This window comes from Brevibacillus sp. SKDU10, from assembly GCF_001645205.1.
GTDB lineage: Bacteria > Bacillota > Bacilli > Brevibacillales > Brevibacillaceae > Brevibacillus_B > Brevibacillus_B halotolerans.
Window position 1 is genome coordinate 1 of record NZ_LSSO01000142.1, and the last position, 16758, is coordinate 16758.

A 16758-nucleotide genomic window follows, 5' to 3' on the forward strand; every position below is an offset into this window, starting at 1 on the left:
GGACAAATCTGTTTTAGTAGCGATTAATGGTCAAATCCAAGTGCCTACGGTCAACTTTGAATTTAAACGAGATGCTTCTAATAGAATTGTCGGTATTGATTTTGCTCCAGATGCTCTCAAAGTAACAGATGGAATTCCTGATTTACTCTTTATCAGGTACAAAAAATCCGTCTAGGTGAATACGATTGGTTATTGGAAAATATGAAGTAACGAAAAGACTCTCTCAACAGAGGGTCTTTTTTGTAGTATGAAAAAAGCAGTTCTAACCCTTAGGCGCTTCTCATTACTAGCTCATCAATTGTGTTTTGCATAATTGCATGAATTTCGTTTCTACGCTTTTGTTAAGGTTTCATGTGATTATCTTATATTGAAGGTATAACAAGTGTGTTTTAAACACTCTCAAGGAGGTTTTCACATGCCAGCACCAGCAGTATCGTGGTATAAGACTGATAATGTAACACAATTAACGAAATGGGAGATTGGCACCATTGATGCCGGGTCAATTTCACCGGCTCTCGGGGTGTTAATCTGGAATAACCGTGGAGGTACGGCAGATGTCTCTACCATGACGGATTGTACGATCACAACGAAAGATAGTGCAGGTGGCGACACGGGAGATTTGGTGATCGGCACATGGATTGAAGTTCGTGTTGATAGCATGAAAGAAAGTAATTTCTCTAAAATTGGCGGACCTGTAACGAAAGCTATTCAGCCAGGGGGCAATACAACCAATCCAACAGGGACCTATTCACCAAACAATCAGGAGATTCTGGGTGTCCAAAATGATGGTTCCACTGTGAATTCAAAAGGAAATTTTGTAGAGGTTACACTACGAGCTAATGTGCCTCCACTTGCTACAGCAGGCAATGTCAATTTCTTGACTCGGGTAGCTTATCGCTATATCTAGTGAGGATGCTTATTCTTACATCCAATGCAATGGAGGGGGACTTTTACCGTGTTTTCTCGTTGTAACGGCTATTCGCCTGTCACACAGGATTTCATTTGGTTAGGTGAGTATGTTGATGGTACTCACCTAGCTGAGTTTGATTTTACTACCAAACAAGAAAATAATTTTTATCGCATCCAAAGAAGCAAGCTAATACGTTTCGGGTTAGTTGGTCATGGTCAGAAGCTTTTTTTTGAAAAGGACGGAACGTTTAATCTAGCAGGACGAATTATTGATGTTGCCTATTCGACACCTGATAAAGATTATTTGCTAACTGGAAACATTCAGAATACCTACACAGATATTATTTCGTATAAAGATGCAGAAGCCAGAGGATTGGCTAACTTTAGTCCTATGGCTCTTGGTAATGGGGGCAATCTTAGCAGTACGATTACCCAATACAATTTTGGATACAAATCTACTTTTCTAGTAGATGATGTGACGATTCATTTTAAGGCAATTTGCTGCATCCCGTTTCAGTCTCCCCTTTATATGAACTTCTGGTTAGTTAGTGATAAAAAATTAGATGGCAAATTACAAATTAGGGTGAATGGACTTATAGCTAACGAGTTTCATTCCCCATTACGACCAAATATAGGAGGTGAGCTGAATTGGCAGGTGGTATAAATGAACAGCTAGCAAAAGAAATCCGCCAGTTTATAAAGGATGCCATAAAGAGCGGAGAAAATCCCGCTATTCAAGAAGAAATGAGGAATGCTCCTCAGAAACGGAGTGCTCCGAAAAAAAGAAGCGTTTCCAAGAGACAAGCAAGGTCAGTTTCTACTCAGCAAGTGCTTTCTGTGTCAGAAGAAAAAAGAGCAGAATCAAATCCTTTGCAGGTGAGATTTTTTTCAACACATGTTCATGATAGTAAGGGACAAGCGACCTTGAAGGCTTCTCCTGTACCTGTTGAGGTACTGACTCCACATGGCTGGGTATGTGTCAAAGATATTTATTTAGTCGATATGCTTGCAGCCAAGGAAGCAAACGAACGAACAAAAGAAGAGCAAAGCATCTATGAGGAATATCAAGCTTTTGTCAGTATGTTTGGTACTAGACATCTGGAGGCAAAGGTAATTTTAGAGACTACTGATTTGTCAGAGATCGATATAAAGGGAAAAGATAACCTCCCGTCTATCACGAAAGCGATTGAGCAGCATGAAGATATTCCATTTTCACGTGAATTTGTTTGGGTGGATGGTGCCAAGGATACCAAGGGAATTATCGTTCTACCCTATGATGATTACGACAAGGTTTTTGTTGTAAGTGATGTTGATCAAAATGGAAAAAATGAGATTGTGTTTCTACAAAGCAAGGAAGAGACCAATGGTGTGAGACCATACTTTGAGAAGAAAAATGGGAAAACCTATCTCTATGTAAACCACTTTTCTGGGGGTGGTGGAACACAAGCTGATCCCTACATTGTTTCAAATGAAGAGGATTTGAATAATGTGAGAAAAAATCTAGGGGCTTGGTATGTCCAGGATCAGGATATTGTGATGGCCAGCTTTCAATCTGGGGAAGGGTTTGAACCGATAGGGACTACCAATGCACCCTTTACTGGAAATTATGATGGTCGAGGTCATTTCATCAAGGGTCTCTTTATGAACCAAAACAGGAATTACGTAGGCCTGTTTGGTGCCGGTCGCACAGCAATAATTCGAAATGTACGTCTTATAGACCCTAATATTACGAATGCAAGTCAAACAACAGGCGGCCTTATAGGATATATTGTTGGATGCAGAATATTTAATTGCAATGTTATTGGCGGAACAGTGGAAGGTCGAGGAGGCAAAGTTGGGGGACTTATTGGTGATGCCTATGCTAATTCTTATCAAAGTGGTTGGAATACCGAAATAAGATACTGCTATAACTATAAATGTAATGTTAAATCCGCTGGAAATATTGCTGGCGGAGTGCTAGGAAATGCATATTGGGATAATTATGTAGTTTATACAGATAATTGTTATTCCACAGGGAAGGTGGAAGACATTACAGTTGCCAAGGACAGAACCAATATTGGAGGTCTAGTAGGCTATTATAGGGATAAATCTATTGCTACCAACTGTTTTTGGGACTTAGAATCCTCAGGTGCCCCTACAAGTGCAGCTGGCATTGGCAAAGCAACCTCAGAGATGAAGGATAAGGGTACGTATTCTTGGGATTTTGATTTGTATTGGGATGTAAAGAAAGATGTAAACGAAGAGTATCCGGAGCATCGTCAATTTATTCGATACAAAACGGGAAAAGGGACACAGGCAGAGCCATACATTATTACTACAGAAGATGAACTTAATCAGATTCGGTGGTTTCGACATAGTAGATTTAAAGTAGAAGATGATATCAAAATGGTTGATCATCAGATAAATAGTGGTTTTTATCCTATAGGTTTTCCTATTGTTGGACAAGATAATCACTTTCAAGGGAATTTCGATGGCGGCGGACGATGCATTGCGAATCTGTTTATCAATCTACCATCAAATAACTATGCCGGATTATTTGGGCAAATAACAGGAGCAACCGTCCAGAATCTAGACATAATAGACTGTAATGTTACAGGGGGCGTAGCAACTGGTTCATTAGTAGGATATAGTACGAATTCGTTGATTAAAAATTGTCACGTGGATACGTTTTCATCATGTCGAATAACGAGTAAAGGCGATTATGCAGGTGCTCTAATTGGTAATGCTTACTCAAATACAATGATTGAGGATTGCTCTGCAAATGCCAATATAATTGGAGTTAGCTATACCGGCGGGTTCATTGGAACTATCTCAGGCAGTAACATCAGCATGAAAAGAAGTTACTCAAAAGGAAGAGTCGAGGGTTCTTCTTATGTTGCAGGGTTCATTGGAAATATGAATTCTAATAGTTCCAGCATTGAGGACTGTTATACTTCTTGTGATGTCATCGGTAGTACTGTTGCAGGATTTGTTGGTTATATTACAACAGGAAATTTTAAACGATGTAATGCAATCGGTACGATCTATGGAAAAGGTGGAGGCTTTACGTATGATCACAATAGCTATAATAGCAAAACCCTAACCGAATGCTATTTCGACCGCCAAACCTATAATACAACCACCGGCGGTTACGGCGGAATTCCTAAATATACAGCAGAATTGAAACACCCATCTCTCTACACGAATTGGGATATGAACACTACCTGGATTTTAGATACCAAATACAACGACGGCTACCCAGCATTGCGAAATCTCCTACCTATTGATTCTCCAATTTTAGGTTTCCGCAATGAATTTGGAAAATACTATACAGACAATGCGGGTGGACTATTGCGCTATCTGGATTTTGGAACCTTGATCGCTAGCCAGACCTCCTTGCCAAAGGCAGTGTGGTTACAGAATAATGCGGAGTTTCCTGTCAATCGAATGCAGGTGTGGGTCGATAAAGCAACGGTCGAAGCAGGGATGGATGTCAAGCTCAGCATAAGTGAAACACCGTTTATTGGCATTTCTGAATTAGAGTTTAGCGGTACTTATGCACCAGGTGCAGCAGCTAAATTTTATGTCAGAGTAGGTTCAGATATTACGGTGAAGCATGGTGGTACCTTTGATCTCAAGGCTAAGGCAAGTCCAGCATAACAGCATTCCAATACAATGGAACAGGGCGTGATATTACATGTTTATTAAGGAAGGAATGGTCCTTTCCCTTCACGCTTCTCTTGCTGATCAGGGGCTGACAAGAGGCAATAATGCCACACCTACCACCAAATGGCATGATCTTAGTGGGAATAACAACCACGGAACCTTACATGGGTTTCAATACAATTCCCAAAGTGGGTGGACAGGAAACAATACAGCTTCGCACCCGTATACCCTTTATTTCGATGGATACGGCAGCTATGTTACTTGCGGTAGAGCTTCTCAACTGAAGCCTGCCGCAAGTATTACATTTGAAGCCTGGTTCTACTTAATTGGCGGAAGTATTGTGCTGTCTTCAGGGGGACAAGTTGAGGGTACACAAGGAATTGCTCTCTTATGTAACGATTTGGGCGAATTGGAATTACATGTGACAACTCCCGACAACCAGGCCATGTTTAACCTTGGCTACCAATCTAAAAGTGAATGGTATCACGTAATTGGCTCATTTGACGAGCATACAGGATACTTAAGTGCTTATCTCAATGGAGCTCCACAAGGAAGGGCAAAAGCAGTATCTGGAACGTTTACAGATCCTTTAGCTGACTTAATTATAGGACGACACCATAACGAGATGACAAAATGGTTCCGAGGAACAATTCCAGTGGTCCGCATTTATAACAGGGCTTTGTCTATGGATGAAGTAGCTCAAAACTACTTAGCTGGGTATCTGTTATATAAAAACGAGAGCCAGATACCCTCACATATTATAGTCCCTAAAGGCCATGATGTTCGTTGCTCATTAAAAATAGGTACAAGTGGCATTGTGAAAGGGAAGTACCGTAGTATCCCAACGGGCGTAGTGGACATACCATCCAGCATCAAGATTAATAGAGCAGTTGGATTCGCAGGTAGTCTGTATATAAGTCCACAAACAATTTTACAAGGGAAATACCATATTAAGCGGCAGACTAAGAGCGATATTTCATCCTCTATTTCTATCCATCATACGAATCACCTAAAAGCAAAGCTTTCTGTTCGGCCAAAGGCTATTCTGTCAGGAAAATATCAGATAAAAGAGCTATTTGGACAGGATGTAGACAGTACCATCCAGATCATTCAAAGAGACACATTAGTATGTCACCTATCTCTTTTGCTTAAGGGGCAGCTAACGAGCCGATATATAGTGAAAGGCATAACTGCTAACGAGTTGTCGGCTTCTCTCACAATTACAAATACCTCGAGTTTAGCAGGAAAACTAGGAGTTACATCCAGCCAAAAACTGATAGCTCAATATAAGATCATCGAGACTACAGTAGACGATCTTACCTCTTGGCTAAACATCACTGCTACATCTCAGCTATCTTCTAGAATGGGAATTAGTACACAGACTCGACTTATCGGTAGGTACGACATGATACCGGTTGAAGGCAGTGATTTAATTTCTTCCCTTAATATAACAAGCAACGCTGATTTCAACAGTCGATTGAAGATAGCTACACGTGGAGTCCTAAAAGCCAAATATAAAATGATAAGAGGCGATTATTCTAATCTTGCCTCTAACATGTCTATTAAAGAAACAAATGATGTACCTTCGTCACTTGGCATTGCTCCGTATACAAGGGCAATAGCCAAATACGGAATAATTGCTAACTACGCTTCTGATATTTTAGCAGATATGACTATTAAGGTGAGTAGCAATCTGCCAGCACTGCTACGAATTTCTCCCTACACTTATATCAGAAGTAAGTACGAGATTCTGGCGCCACCTGAATTTACTGCGATTTTGTATGCGACTAAGGATGCTTTTGTTCGAGAAGCAGTTCCAAGATTGAACTATGGCATTGAACAACAAATGTATATCGGACACGATTCTTCTTTGCAAGATACGTTCCGTTCCTATATAGGGTTTGATCTAGCAGCAGCTTCTATCCCACCTAGCAATGTTACCATTAAAAAAGCGGTCGTAAAGCTGTATGTTGACAGTAGAAATATACCCCCTAAGCAGGTCCAAATGATCGAACCAGTCACAGATTGGACTGAATATGGTATCACCTGGAAGAACCAGCCTTATCCATTTGGATTTGATTCGCCTACATCGTCGTATGATGGGATTAATGTGATAGAGAGTATCGAGGGGAATTCCAGATATGTTCCTTTTGATGTAACAGACTCTATTAAAAGATGGTATGAGAAAAAGAAAGACAACTTCGGATTTATTGTGAAAGCTTTCAATGAGCTTGAGAATTCATCGCTTACTTTCTTTACCAGAGAACAAAAGTCACATAGACCTATCTTAGAAATAACGTATTATGACACGCGAATATATAGTCTAGGCAGAGATAGTTGCTGGTCGGATATAACGGTTAGACAAAATAAGCCATCAGATGTAGTCTCAGCTCTACGGATTAGACAATTCCAAGGTTATGGGGATTTGCCAGTTCACTTATTCCTTGTCAGTCCGCGTGATCTTTTATCTGAGCTGATCGTGAATAGGGTGCAATTGATAAGTCGTATATCTGTGAGACAGTCAGCTCACCATGATACAGCAGGCTATTTGAAGGTCTTCACAAAAGAAGCTTTCTGGATGGAGAGTAGTCTATTTGTAAGTGTGCCAGACAGGCCTTCTCACATCTATATCTTAAATAGAGAAGATGTAAATTCTAAGCTAGCAGTAAGACGCGAGGGCCGGCCATATCCGGAGATTCATTCAACTCTATTCATTAATCGGGATGTAACCGTTGGAGAAGTGATTGTACGGCAATCATCTAAAATAGATTTCTTTTCCGATTTGACTGTAAATAGAGACGATTTGCATGCTTCCTTATCGGTCTATAATGGCTTTGACACTTTAGGATTTTTATCTGTTAGGGTAGAGGATCAGGTAGATTTATCAGCAAGTGGATTTGTAAAATTCCATGACAGCTTGTCAGGTATGCTGCTAGTCCATAAAACCCACATGCATGGCAGCTTGAATGTGGTGTATGCATCCCATCTTGCCGCTTCCCTTCACGTTCGGATTGCAGAAGATGAGCAATTAAAAGCAAAACTAGCAGTAAAGTCTAGAAACAATCTTTTATCAAATTTATCTATTTATCCTAAATTTGATGTTCCTTCTCATATATTTGTTCTCTCTGGATATATTACAGGACACTTAGCTATTCCCTATCAGAAAGGAAAGGATGTACCTTCTTTTGTCACTATTAGGGTAAAAGCTGTCTCAGATTTAGAGAGTTTGAATCAGGTTCAATCAGGATATTTAGGGTCAAGTATTCAGGTTCGCACTAGTAGACAACATGATTTTCCTTCTACATTGGCCGTTCAATTACAAGACAGATCCGAATGTTCTGGTCACTTGGTGGTAAACGCCTTAGGGAAAGCTGATGTAGAAGGCCAAATTAGTGCCCGTAAAATGCGTTACGCCTTTCTGTGGTGTTTCTTTGCCGTTCGATTATCGGACTCTGCTTCAGTAGACAGTAATCTGATCGTTCGAGTAGCTGATGGAAATGATTTGCATTCAACAATTTCCATCAGAGTATTTTCAAATGCCAATCTTTTAAGTCATGTCGCTGTCAGACGAGAGGATTTCTCTGAATTGCTTTCCTTACTCCTCCTAAAAGAGCATCGTAATCTCTTAGGAACAATGGCTATTCGGGTTCAAAATAATGCCGATATTTGGTCATCTATGGAAATATGGGAAAAATCCTTACTGAGCGGAAGTATTAGCGTACGAAAGAACATTGACTCCGATCTCTCATGCTCATGTATCATTAACGTATACAGTGAGATTGAAAGTCATATTGATGTCGTAGCTGAATATGGGTATGTCTTTATTATGTAAGAGTAATAACCTCTGTCCTTCGTGGCAGGGGTTAATTTTTTACTCATTTTACTTATATTAAAAGATGTTAAAATACATGTGATGCCTGATGTACAAAATCGTTTCACGCAAGTCCAGTCTTAAGCATCGAAAACGATGCAACTTTCCCTAGCCTATACGAGGATCAGCCTTGAACTTTACGTAACGTTTACAGACAAAAAGAAGGTGAAATGAGCATGGATGCGAATGTGATGATCGCCATCATTGGAGGAGCAGTATCCCTTAGTACAGGTATTATCGGTTATATATCTGGCCGCAATAACAATCAAAAAGAAGTTAGTATCTCAGATCGTCAATTATTATCGCAAGCTGAACAGACATTTCGAGCAGAATTGCGAGAGGAATTGCGAATCTACAAGGAAGAAATCAAGGCATTAAAACAAGAGATTGAGGTATTACGGCAAGAAAACTTCAAACTTCTGACGGAAAACAGATCGCTTAATACAAAAGTGGAATCGTTAATGCTGCGTTTAGATGGGGATCACACTGATTAGAAATGAGGATAAGCTATGATCGATACAAAATCAGCAGAGGGGAATGAAAAGGACTTGAAACGAAAGGGAGGGGCCATTTGAATGCTGACCAAAGCCTTGATTGATCTTACTCGTAACGGTTATGTAACTGATAATACCTGGGCTGAAAAAGTAAAAAGTCGAATGTTAGCTCTGAGTAAGCGTAGCTTTCTTATGATGTTGGTATTACAACGTATCCGAACAGGTGAAGGCAAATGACAGATTTTATATTGGAAAAAGCTCAGCTACTTATTTTATTAGCCTTCTTAACAGAATCCTTAACAGAAATAATAAAAGGATTGTTTTCGAAGTGGGTTAAAGACCAAATGACTTATTCTATTTCCATCTTAATAGGAATTATCCTCTGCTATGCTTTTGAGCTGAATCTTTTTGGCCTCCAACATATGTGGAAACATGTCTCTATCATTTCGGCTGGACTAATTGTGAGCCGAGGAGCCAATTATGTGCATAGCTTTGTCAAGATTGTAGGCATGCTACAAAAAGGACGCTAGTTGATACTAACAGCATATTTGCAAGCAGCTTAAGAATGTATCATGTTACTTTTCCAAAAACGATAGTTGGTAGAAAAGAAAAAAGAGCTAATGGCGATTGATTCGTTATTGGCTCTTTTTATGTATGCGAAGAAATGCTTTTTTAACTAGTGAGAACGTACATTCCTGCTTCTGGGTAATTTATAAGTGGAAATATCGTGCAACTTTTCAAAAGGTTGTATCGACTACTATAGTATTTGCTACTGAAGGACTATTACCTTAGATGTAAAAATATAGTTGATACCTTGGGTCTTAAACGTACAATCTGCTTTTAGTCCTGTAATACTTTAGGTGATAAGTCCTTGCAAATCAAGATTTACTGATCTAAAAGTACGCCAGAGTGGAGTTGTAACAAACAAAGATCTTAGCAAGGGGAGGTGAAAATACGAGTTGAAAAAACAAATGTAGAGAATTAGGGGATTTTCTTACTTATACATATACTTCCTAAGAATAAATTACTAAGGTTAGTTAGATCATGTCAGCATTTACTTATATATAGAAGTGAAATCCTTTGGTATCAACTATCCATCAATGACAACACGCAATATGCAACAAAATTAAGAGTTCTCTATTCTTCTAATACCTAATATGCACAAATATAAGTTTCTCTAGTAACCAATTATCAAAGTTGATTAGCTCTCATAATATTTGTAGTCGTTAGGAGGATTTATGATATGGAAAAAGCCAAAGGCACTGAGGAAATCCTAGATATTGGAATTTTAAACCCAATATTTGATTTTGTGTTGTCAGGGGTCCACATAGCAGATAGAGAGGATGTAAAGCATGATTCTATTGTAAGAATATTAACTGCAATGAATAAAGGAGCTATTAAAAAGGATCTCTTTACTTTTTCTCATACGGTAATTAGAAGAACTGTCATGGATTACTACCGGAAAAAAAGACGAATGATTATACAGAAAAGTACGATGGTTCATTTTTGTGATGGGACCGACGATGAAAAAGGATCGACTGTTGATCATTTCTATGGTGTAGATTATGAAGCGGGCTACGGATTGGCTGATGTGCGCAATGATTATCTGTTTCATAAACACCTATTTACAAACCAAGAACAGAAGATTATTAGCTACATGCTATTTACCGAAGACGGAATAGATATGAAGCCAACGCAAATTTCCAATCAATTAGGGTTAAATAAGTCCCACGCCTCACGAGCCATGAACAAACTTAAGCACGTATGTTTGGTGTGATTCTGATAAAAAGAGGAGACGAAATCCATTCCATAATAAATATATCATTATGCTAATAAATCTGCAATCTAACTAGGAGGAATTTTCGCAACTTTTTAAAGACATAAAACGACAATATTTAGCAAAAAAGCAAAAAAACATGAATTTCTAGTAAAAATGTATACCAAGTACAGCAAATATTTAGATTTATTGCATCTTTTCAATGATATAGATCGACTACTTTTACTATAAATGAAAATTTACCAGACATGTAGGTATGCGATCTATGCCAGGGTCGGATGACGAGCTTACCCCGATCATTATTTTTACATGAGCATTTTATGATACACGATTACCTAAAGAAAGCATGAAGGAGAGTTAACCCAATGTTAGCTAGATATGTAGTAGGCGGAAGATTAGACCCTCCCTATTATCCTACCAAGACAAGAGCCCATTTTATCGGAAGAGATATTTATATAAAAGGGATGAGAAGCTCTGGTACTAAGAGAGTAATTACCGATACTTTTCATTTATCACACGATGTAGAGCTGTATGCGATATCTATAAAATCCGATATTATCACACCCTCAGATTATTGGAATCTTCTCATTGGGAACGAATTGATTGCTAAAAATATTTATTGTAAAAACTTTGAAGAGGGACTCTATTTTCAAGTCGCTCACCCTATTAAGGCCGGGACTATATGTAAATTAGAATTCTATACAGAGGCTGGCGACAGAAAACAAATAGAGGTTATGTTTCATCTTCTCTGTGATCCAGAAGCTGAACCAATTTTGACTGGAACCGTTGATAATGGAAATTATCCCGATCCGCTACCTCCTGATCCGGTTCCCGTACCCATTCCGGATGACGATGATACTTGTAAAAATCCAATTGTATGGAAGCCGTATGCAACAGCAGCAGAAGCTGAAAAATGGTGTAATAGCATAAATATTGATGCTAATTTTCAACGAAATGTTTACGCAGCTAATTATGTAACAGAAGGACTTGTTCATCTTTTGAATCACTGTTGCGGCTTCAAAACCATGATCACTAAACATAAACTCACGATAAATATCAAGGATGCAAAAGGCGCAAATGGTTACTTTAATCCTCCCACTGGAGAGGTTGTTGTGAACAAAAAATACGATTTTGCCAATGCGGATAAGATTGCACTAGCAGAATATCAATCTGGCCAAAAATCGTCTCCTCATAAATTACGAACGATTATCCATGAAATAGGTCATTGGCTACATTTTCATAATGTAGGGGCTGATCAATTTTACCGATTTTCAGCGCTTGATCCTGACAATTATGGTCCGAAAACCATCTTGTCGTACTCAGAGGCTACTTATATTGGGAATCATCTCTGTAGCTATGCGACCAGTTGGTATCCAATCGAATTAATTCCAGAGGCATTTACGGCGAAAGTGACCGATATCCCCATCGACCCGAAGATACAAGAATGGTACCAGCAATACGGTGGATATGAATGTAATAACTGGAAGGGGGGATAGCAATGGATTTTACGATACCTTGTGTTTTTTGTAAATATTTAAATCGTGATAGCAGGACAAAAATGAGTTGTATGGCCTTTCCTAATGGGATTCCCAAGCAAATCCAAGAATTAAGGGTGATTCATACAACTCCGTTTGAGGGTGATAACGGAATCATGTATGAGCCCTTAGATGAGACAATGGACTATTTTCTTTATTTTTCGGGAGAGGTTAGAGAGTAAAGGAATGAACAACGCATCGGGAGTGGATTAAATGAAAAAAGAGATAGGACAACAGGTAAAAGTATGTACGGATCTGGAATTCATGGATCAAATGGTTACATCCGGTACGGTAGGTGTCATTGAAGGTACTCATAAGGGAAGTAATGGCCTTAGAGACTATGTAAAAGTAAAGGTAGCAGACAGACAAATGGATATTCCGGCAGAAGATTTTGAGAATCAATTTTCATATGTAACGGAACAAAAGAACAAGAATGGAAAAGGATAACGTGAAAAAAGAGACCGTTGTACGAAACGTTAGAAAACTGATGATACTTTTTCCGGAAACACGTACCAATGATAAATTGCTACTCTCTTACTATTGGCGGCTCATTGACAAGCTAGATTTTAGCAATATGGAATCTTTTATGCATGATTATATTGAAAAAGCGACGATTCCAGAAACGATATCCAGAGCAAGAAGGTTTGCGCAGAAAGAACCTCCATTTGAGCCAAAATCTAATGAGAAACTAGACCATTTCATCAGCTATCGTGCATAAACAAGCAGATAAAAGGAAGCAGGTTATGTTGTAATGATAGGTTATTTAAATAAATGTCCACATTGCAAGGAAGAGGCATCCTTTGCATTGGAGGAATTGGAATGCGACAAGTCTCTGGTTGCCTGGTGCCGCTCGTGCGGGAACTACATCAATCAAACCTTTACATTAGAAACCTTTCGGAGATGGTGGGAAAGACACCAGCAGGGGGAGGAAAAGATCGCACCTCCAATCAAAAAAGAAGTGTTGGAAAAGTTGAAAATGCTAGAAGAGACTATCGCACAGGATTCCTCTTGTTATTTGAATAGAGTAGAAATACATTTGAAGGATTTTACTGATTACGTATATAAAAATGATGCCGAGTAGTTCGATAATGTATGATAGTGATTTCACGTTTTTATCCTGCTCAGCAGATGGAACTTGCATAATAGTTTAAAAACACTGACCCTATTTATTTTGGAGTGAGAATATGATAAAACTTGATACCATTTTTCAAGATCAAGAGATTGCTGATACGAAGGCAACGATTGACCTTCACCTACTTGTAAAAATCTTGAGTGGGTATGTAGCTTTGCGAGAAGAAACAAAGCAATTATTGAAAAAAAACCAAGCTTTATCGGTCAACAATGAACAGCTTTATAATCAATTACAGGATCAATGCCAACAGATAAAAATGTTACAGAGCCAGATCGCTACTAATCAAAATCAAACCGGTAAGGACAGCAGCCAAAAAGGTCAAAATGAATTATGGATAAAGCATGATCAGTTTTTTTGGGGCTTTTTTGATAGTAAAGAATAAATGACGAAGGAAAGAAGACGCCAGATGGGAGGGAAGCAGTGTACACGTTAGGTAAACTTATCGAAAAGATAGATGAGATTCAAAACGTTATAGAGCAAATAAACAGAGCGATGAGACATACTTCATCTGCTTCGGTAGAAGTGCTTCGTCGACATAAAGAACAACTAGAAGAGATCATAGAATATATTATGGAACAAGAAATTTTATCCTCCCTCGATCTGGAGGGCATGCTGATGAAACATAAAAAATGCTTGCGAGAATGTATGGAATCATCTTATAGCAATAAAAGGCCCTATACAGAGAGGAGCAGGGACTATACGCCATGAAAATAAAATGCAAGGATCTGTATGAAGCTTTACAGCATACTCATAAGTCTCTAATGGACATGGGTTTAGATATCGAAAATACTGGTTGTGGTACAGCTAATTGCTTAGTTACTTATGAGCAGCTAAGGATAAAAGAGAGTTATATGGAGCTCTATAATGCCGACGTATCTTTGAAGGAAGTAGACCTTGATGATATACAGAAACAAATAGCTGCTTGCATGCGAGAGTGTGTAGACTTTTGAGACGGGAATACTCCCGTCTTTTTTGTTTTGATATTTGGTAGTAGGAGAACTGGTTGGTAGAATGCATAAATCACAGCTGTTATTTTAATCGCAACGATCCAAGAGGGTAACACGACAACTATAGTATGACATTCTCAGGTAAAGGATGGTTGCATGATAATTGGAATGAAATCCATCATCGTAATACTGCTGACGATGACAGAGCTATCATTTTCAAATCTGTTCTCCCCATTAGACAATATCCCAGCAGGTCAAAAGAACACGGTTTCGTTTGCTGCAACAGCTTCCATTTTTACTCAACAAAAACAAATGCAGGAGACGATCATACACCATATGATCTCTAAAAATATTTCCATCACAGAGGCAACAAAATTATCCAACTATATTCTTACTTTTTCGGAAAAGTACAACGTAGATCCTTTTCTAATCGTAGCAATAATCGAGGTCGAAAGCTATTATCATCCCAATCGAATTGGCAAGCATAAAGATACGGGCCTTATGCAAATCTTACCTTCTACACAGAAATATATGGGTATAAACGGAGAGCTTACAGATCCGGAAGTGAATATTCATGTTGGTTGCAAGTATCTGGCCTATACGCAAAGCAGATTCGGACCAGAGCTGGGGATTATTGCTTATAACCAGGGAGAGGGAAATATCGTACGTGGAACATTTAAAACAAACTACTTAGTGAAAGTTAAAAAGGTATGGTCAGTCATTAAAAATAACGCATCTTAAAAAATATGGGGACTGTAAAATTTAATTATATAAAGGAATGTAATGCACTCTTTACCGTAAACATTGGAATAATCCTTGAGTGGGACATATCCAAGTGATTGGTAGGGAGTGTATTTGTTATCGTAGCCAAAAAGCGGGGAGATAATGAATAGCTTGTAATAACTACGTTATGTGCTATTAAAGGTTTTGGTATATAGGTTCTTTATGAAAAAAATGATCTTAGGAAACAATGCCGTCATATCTGCATCTTTTGGCTAGGATAGCTCGACTATTATAGGGAGAAGGGAAAAGAAAGAGATGACTAGGAGTGAACGAAAGCTTGTTAAGTCAACGATACCTCCGTTTACGGAAAGAAAGTATAAAAGATATGCACAATATAGACCTTATTCATGCCTGTAAAGAAGATAAAGAGCTGTTAGGAGAGTTTTTGAAAGAAAACAAGGAATTTCTTTTCTCGATTATTAAACACTATAAAGGTAACGTTGAGGAATTGTGCTTTAAGTTTCGAGTAACAGAAGAAGAATTGCTTCAGCATGCTTATATTGGTGTGATTAGTGCTCTACAGGAGTTTGATTTTCATCGGGGAATCAAGTTTACAACCTTTGTGGTTAGACCGATAATCTGGGAGATTAATCAACTGCTGTATAACGATTCACGATTTGTAAGATTAAGCAGGGGAGCTGTGGAACAGATTAAGCGTATGATCGCTATTGAGGAAAAGTTAGGATATCGACCTAGCGAAGAGGAAATGGCTAAGCTGCTTGCTATACCGGTAGAAAGGTATAAGGAAATAGCCCGATTTAGTGATGAAATTGAACATTATCACGCTTATGAGAACTTCGAGATGATTGATCATAATTGCAGTAATATTGAAGAGCATGTAGTGGATAAGGTTTATGTCGAACATTTACTGGGAAGCTCCATTTGCAATGATTTTGAGAAAACAATTATGAAGCTTATCATGGAAGGTATAAATAATACTCAAATAGCTGAACGTCTTCAGGTCTATCCTATGACGATTAACAGAGCAATCATGCGTATTAGGAGTAAAGTTCTGAATTTTCAATTAAATAAATCAGACCTGCAACAGCATGTCACCTCTAAATATGATCGGGAAATCAAACTCATAGAAGAGGAAAGCAGATTGCGCAACAAGCTTATGTGTGTTAGCGAAATAGCAGAGCTCTTAGAGAAATCAGGATTTAACAGGCCTGCTTATTCGAATCGAATTTTATACTACATTCGGCAAAAGGTAAGTAAAAAGTGGCAGGATCAGCCGGCTCATGCTGGAAAGCCCGGGCAGAAGGCTAATTCTGTCAGAAGTGGACAGCAATTGAACCCCAAACAAAACGCAAGGTAATGGTGAATGGACGATGGAATTAACATTTTACTATCGCTCGTCTTGTAGTTCATGCAGGAAATTATCAGCCACCTTAGATCAAATTATTGAGGAAAGGAAGCTTGCAATTCGTTCGATATGCGCTGAAGGGGATGATGCACTTGGCATTATGTATGTGCCACTCGTGATTATATCCTACCGTGGCTCTGAAGTAGGCCGCTTTACAAGCGCCTTGAGCAAATCTGTCATTGATCATTACTTGGATGAACTTCAGCAATATATGGATGACTACCTATAAAGAAACAAATTTGATCGAAGAGATGGTCAAATGTACAAAAATTCGTTACAATACAAATGAGAATTATTAT

The 16758-nt window shown here is 38.6% G+C and carries 19 protein-coding genes; all 19 read left to right on the forward strand.

The genetic code is table 11. From position 1 onward, the window contains the following. Positions 1-415 precede the first annotated feature (415 nt). The 19 genes from AYJ08_RS09420 to AYJ08_RS09505 all read left to right on the forward strand — a co-directional run bounded on the left by AYJ08_RS09420 (position 416) and on the right by AYJ08_RS09505 (position 16688). A complete protein-coding gene (locus AYJ08_RS09420; protein WP_003337268.1) occupies positions 416-907 on the forward strand; it encodes a hypothetical protein in 492 nt (163 codons plus the stop codon). 48 nt (positions 908-955) lie between these two features. Beyond that, positions 956-1573: a hypothetical protein gene (locus AYJ08_RS09425; RefSeq protein WP_064017501.1), complete on the forward strand. Its 618-nt coding sequence runs from the start codon at positions 956-958 to the stop codon at positions 1571-1573. Beyond that, positions 1558-4548 carry a hypothetical protein gene (locus AYJ08_RS09430; RefSeq protein ID WP_064017502.1) on the forward strand — a complete coding sequence of 997 codons (2991 nt, stop codon included), beginning with the start codon at positions 1558-1560 and terminating at the stop codon, positions 4546-4548. Before AYJ08_RS09425 ends, AYJ08_RS09430 begins: the two co-directional genes overlap by 16 nt. A gap of 37 nt (positions 4549-4585) precedes the next feature. Then, positions 4586-8386 carry a DNRLRE domain-containing protein gene (locus tag AYJ08_RS09435; protein ID WP_064017503.1) on the forward strand — a complete coding sequence of 1267 codons (3801 nt, stop codon included), beginning with the start codon at positions 4586-4588 and terminating at the stop codon, positions 8384-8386. A gap of 215 nt (positions 8387-8601) precedes the next feature. Next, on the forward strand, positions 8602-8919 hold the full coding sequence (locus tag AYJ08_RS09440; protein WP_003337273.1) for a coiled-coil domain-containing protein: 318 nt from the start codon (positions 8602-8604) through the stop codon (positions 8917-8919). Between the two features lie 81 nt (positions 8920-9000). Further along, complete coding sequence (locus tag AYJ08_RS23505) at positions 9001-9156, forward strand: hypothetical protein (RefSeq protein ID WP_157452844.1); 156 nt, start codon at positions 9001-9003, stop codon at positions 9154-9156. Then, positions 9153-9449, forward strand: coding sequence for a hypothetical protein (locus tag AYJ08_RS09445; protein ID WP_064017504.1), 297 nt, complete (start codon positions 9153-9155; stop codon positions 9447-9449). The genes AYJ08_RS23505 and AYJ08_RS09445 overlap by 4 nt, the downstream gene beginning before the upstream one ends. 713 nt (positions 9450-10162) lie before the next feature. Then, positions 10163-10696, forward strand: coding sequence for a sigma-70 RNA polymerase sigma factor region 4 domain-containing protein (locus AYJ08_RS09450; RefSeq protein ID WP_064017505.1), 534 nt, complete (start codon positions 10163-10165; stop codon positions 10694-10696). Positions 10697-11061: 365 nt separating this feature from the next. Beyond that, the gene (locus tag AYJ08_RS09455; RefSeq protein ID WP_064017506.1) at positions 11062-12192 is read left to right on the forward strand and encodes a hypothetical protein; all 1131 of its coding nucleotides are present in this window, start codon (positions 11062-11064) and stop codon (positions 12190-12192) included. Positions 12193-12254: 62 nt separating this feature from the next. Then, a complete protein-coding gene (locus tag AYJ08_RS09460; RefSeq protein ID WP_231929068.1) occupies positions 12255-12413 on the forward strand; it encodes a hypothetical protein in 159 nt (52 codons plus the stop codon). A gap of 31 nt (positions 12414-12444) precedes the next feature. Next, positions 12445-12678, forward strand: coding sequence for a hypothetical protein (locus AYJ08_RS09465; RefSeq protein WP_064017508.1), 234 nt, complete (start codon positions 12445-12447; stop codon positions 12676-12678). A gap of 1 nt (position 12679) precedes the next feature. Continuing rightward, positions 12680-12949, forward strand: a complete 270-nt coding sequence (locus AYJ08_RS09470) for a hypothetical protein (RefSeq protein ID WP_157452845.1) — start codon at positions 12680-12682, stop codon at positions 12947-12949. A 33-nt stretch (positions 12950-12982) separates the two neighbouring features. Continuing rightward, positions 12983-13312 carry a hypothetical protein gene (locus AYJ08_RS09475; RefSeq protein ID WP_064017510.1) on the forward strand — a complete coding sequence of 110 codons (330 nt, stop codon included), beginning with the start codon at positions 12983-12985 and terminating at the stop codon, positions 13310-13312. 103 nt (positions 13313-13415) lie between these two features. After that, positions 13416-13745 (forward strand): hypothetical protein, encoded by a 330-nt coding sequence (locus AYJ08_RS09480; RefSeq protein ID WP_064017511.1) that lies wholly within the window; start codon positions 13416-13418, stop codon positions 13743-13745. A gap of 38 nt (positions 13746-13783) precedes the next feature. Next, positions 13784-14071 (forward strand): hypothetical protein, encoded by a 288-nt coding sequence (locus AYJ08_RS09485; RefSeq protein ID WP_064017512.1) that lies wholly within the window; start codon positions 13784-13786, stop codon positions 14069-14071. Beyond that, positions 14068-14313 carry a hypothetical protein gene (locus AYJ08_RS24435; RefSeq protein WP_064017513.1) on the forward strand — a complete coding sequence of 82 codons (246 nt, stop codon included), beginning with the start codon at positions 14068-14070 and terminating at the stop codon, positions 14311-14313. Before AYJ08_RS09485 ends, AYJ08_RS24435 begins: the two co-directional genes overlap by 4 nt. 153 nt (positions 14314-14466) lie before the next feature. Beyond that, positions 14467-15051, forward strand: coding sequence for a transglycosylase SLT domain-containing protein (locus tag AYJ08_RS09495; protein ID WP_231929069.1), 585 nt, complete (start codon positions 14467-14469; stop codon positions 15049-15051). 307 nt (positions 15052-15358) lie between these two features. Next, the gene (locus tag AYJ08_RS09500) at positions 15359-16411 is read left to right on the forward strand and encodes a sigma-70 family RNA polymerase sigma factor (RefSeq protein WP_064017514.1); all 1053 of its coding nucleotides are present in this window, start codon (positions 15359-15361) and stop codon (positions 16409-16411) included. Positions 16412-16424: 13 nt separating this feature from the next. Further along, positions 16425-16688 carry a thioredoxin domain-containing protein gene (locus tag AYJ08_RS09505; protein WP_064017515.1) on the forward strand — a complete coding sequence of 88 codons (264 nt, stop codon included), beginning with the start codon at positions 16425-16427 and terminating at the stop codon, positions 16686-16688. Positions 16689-16758: the final 70 nt, after the last annotated feature.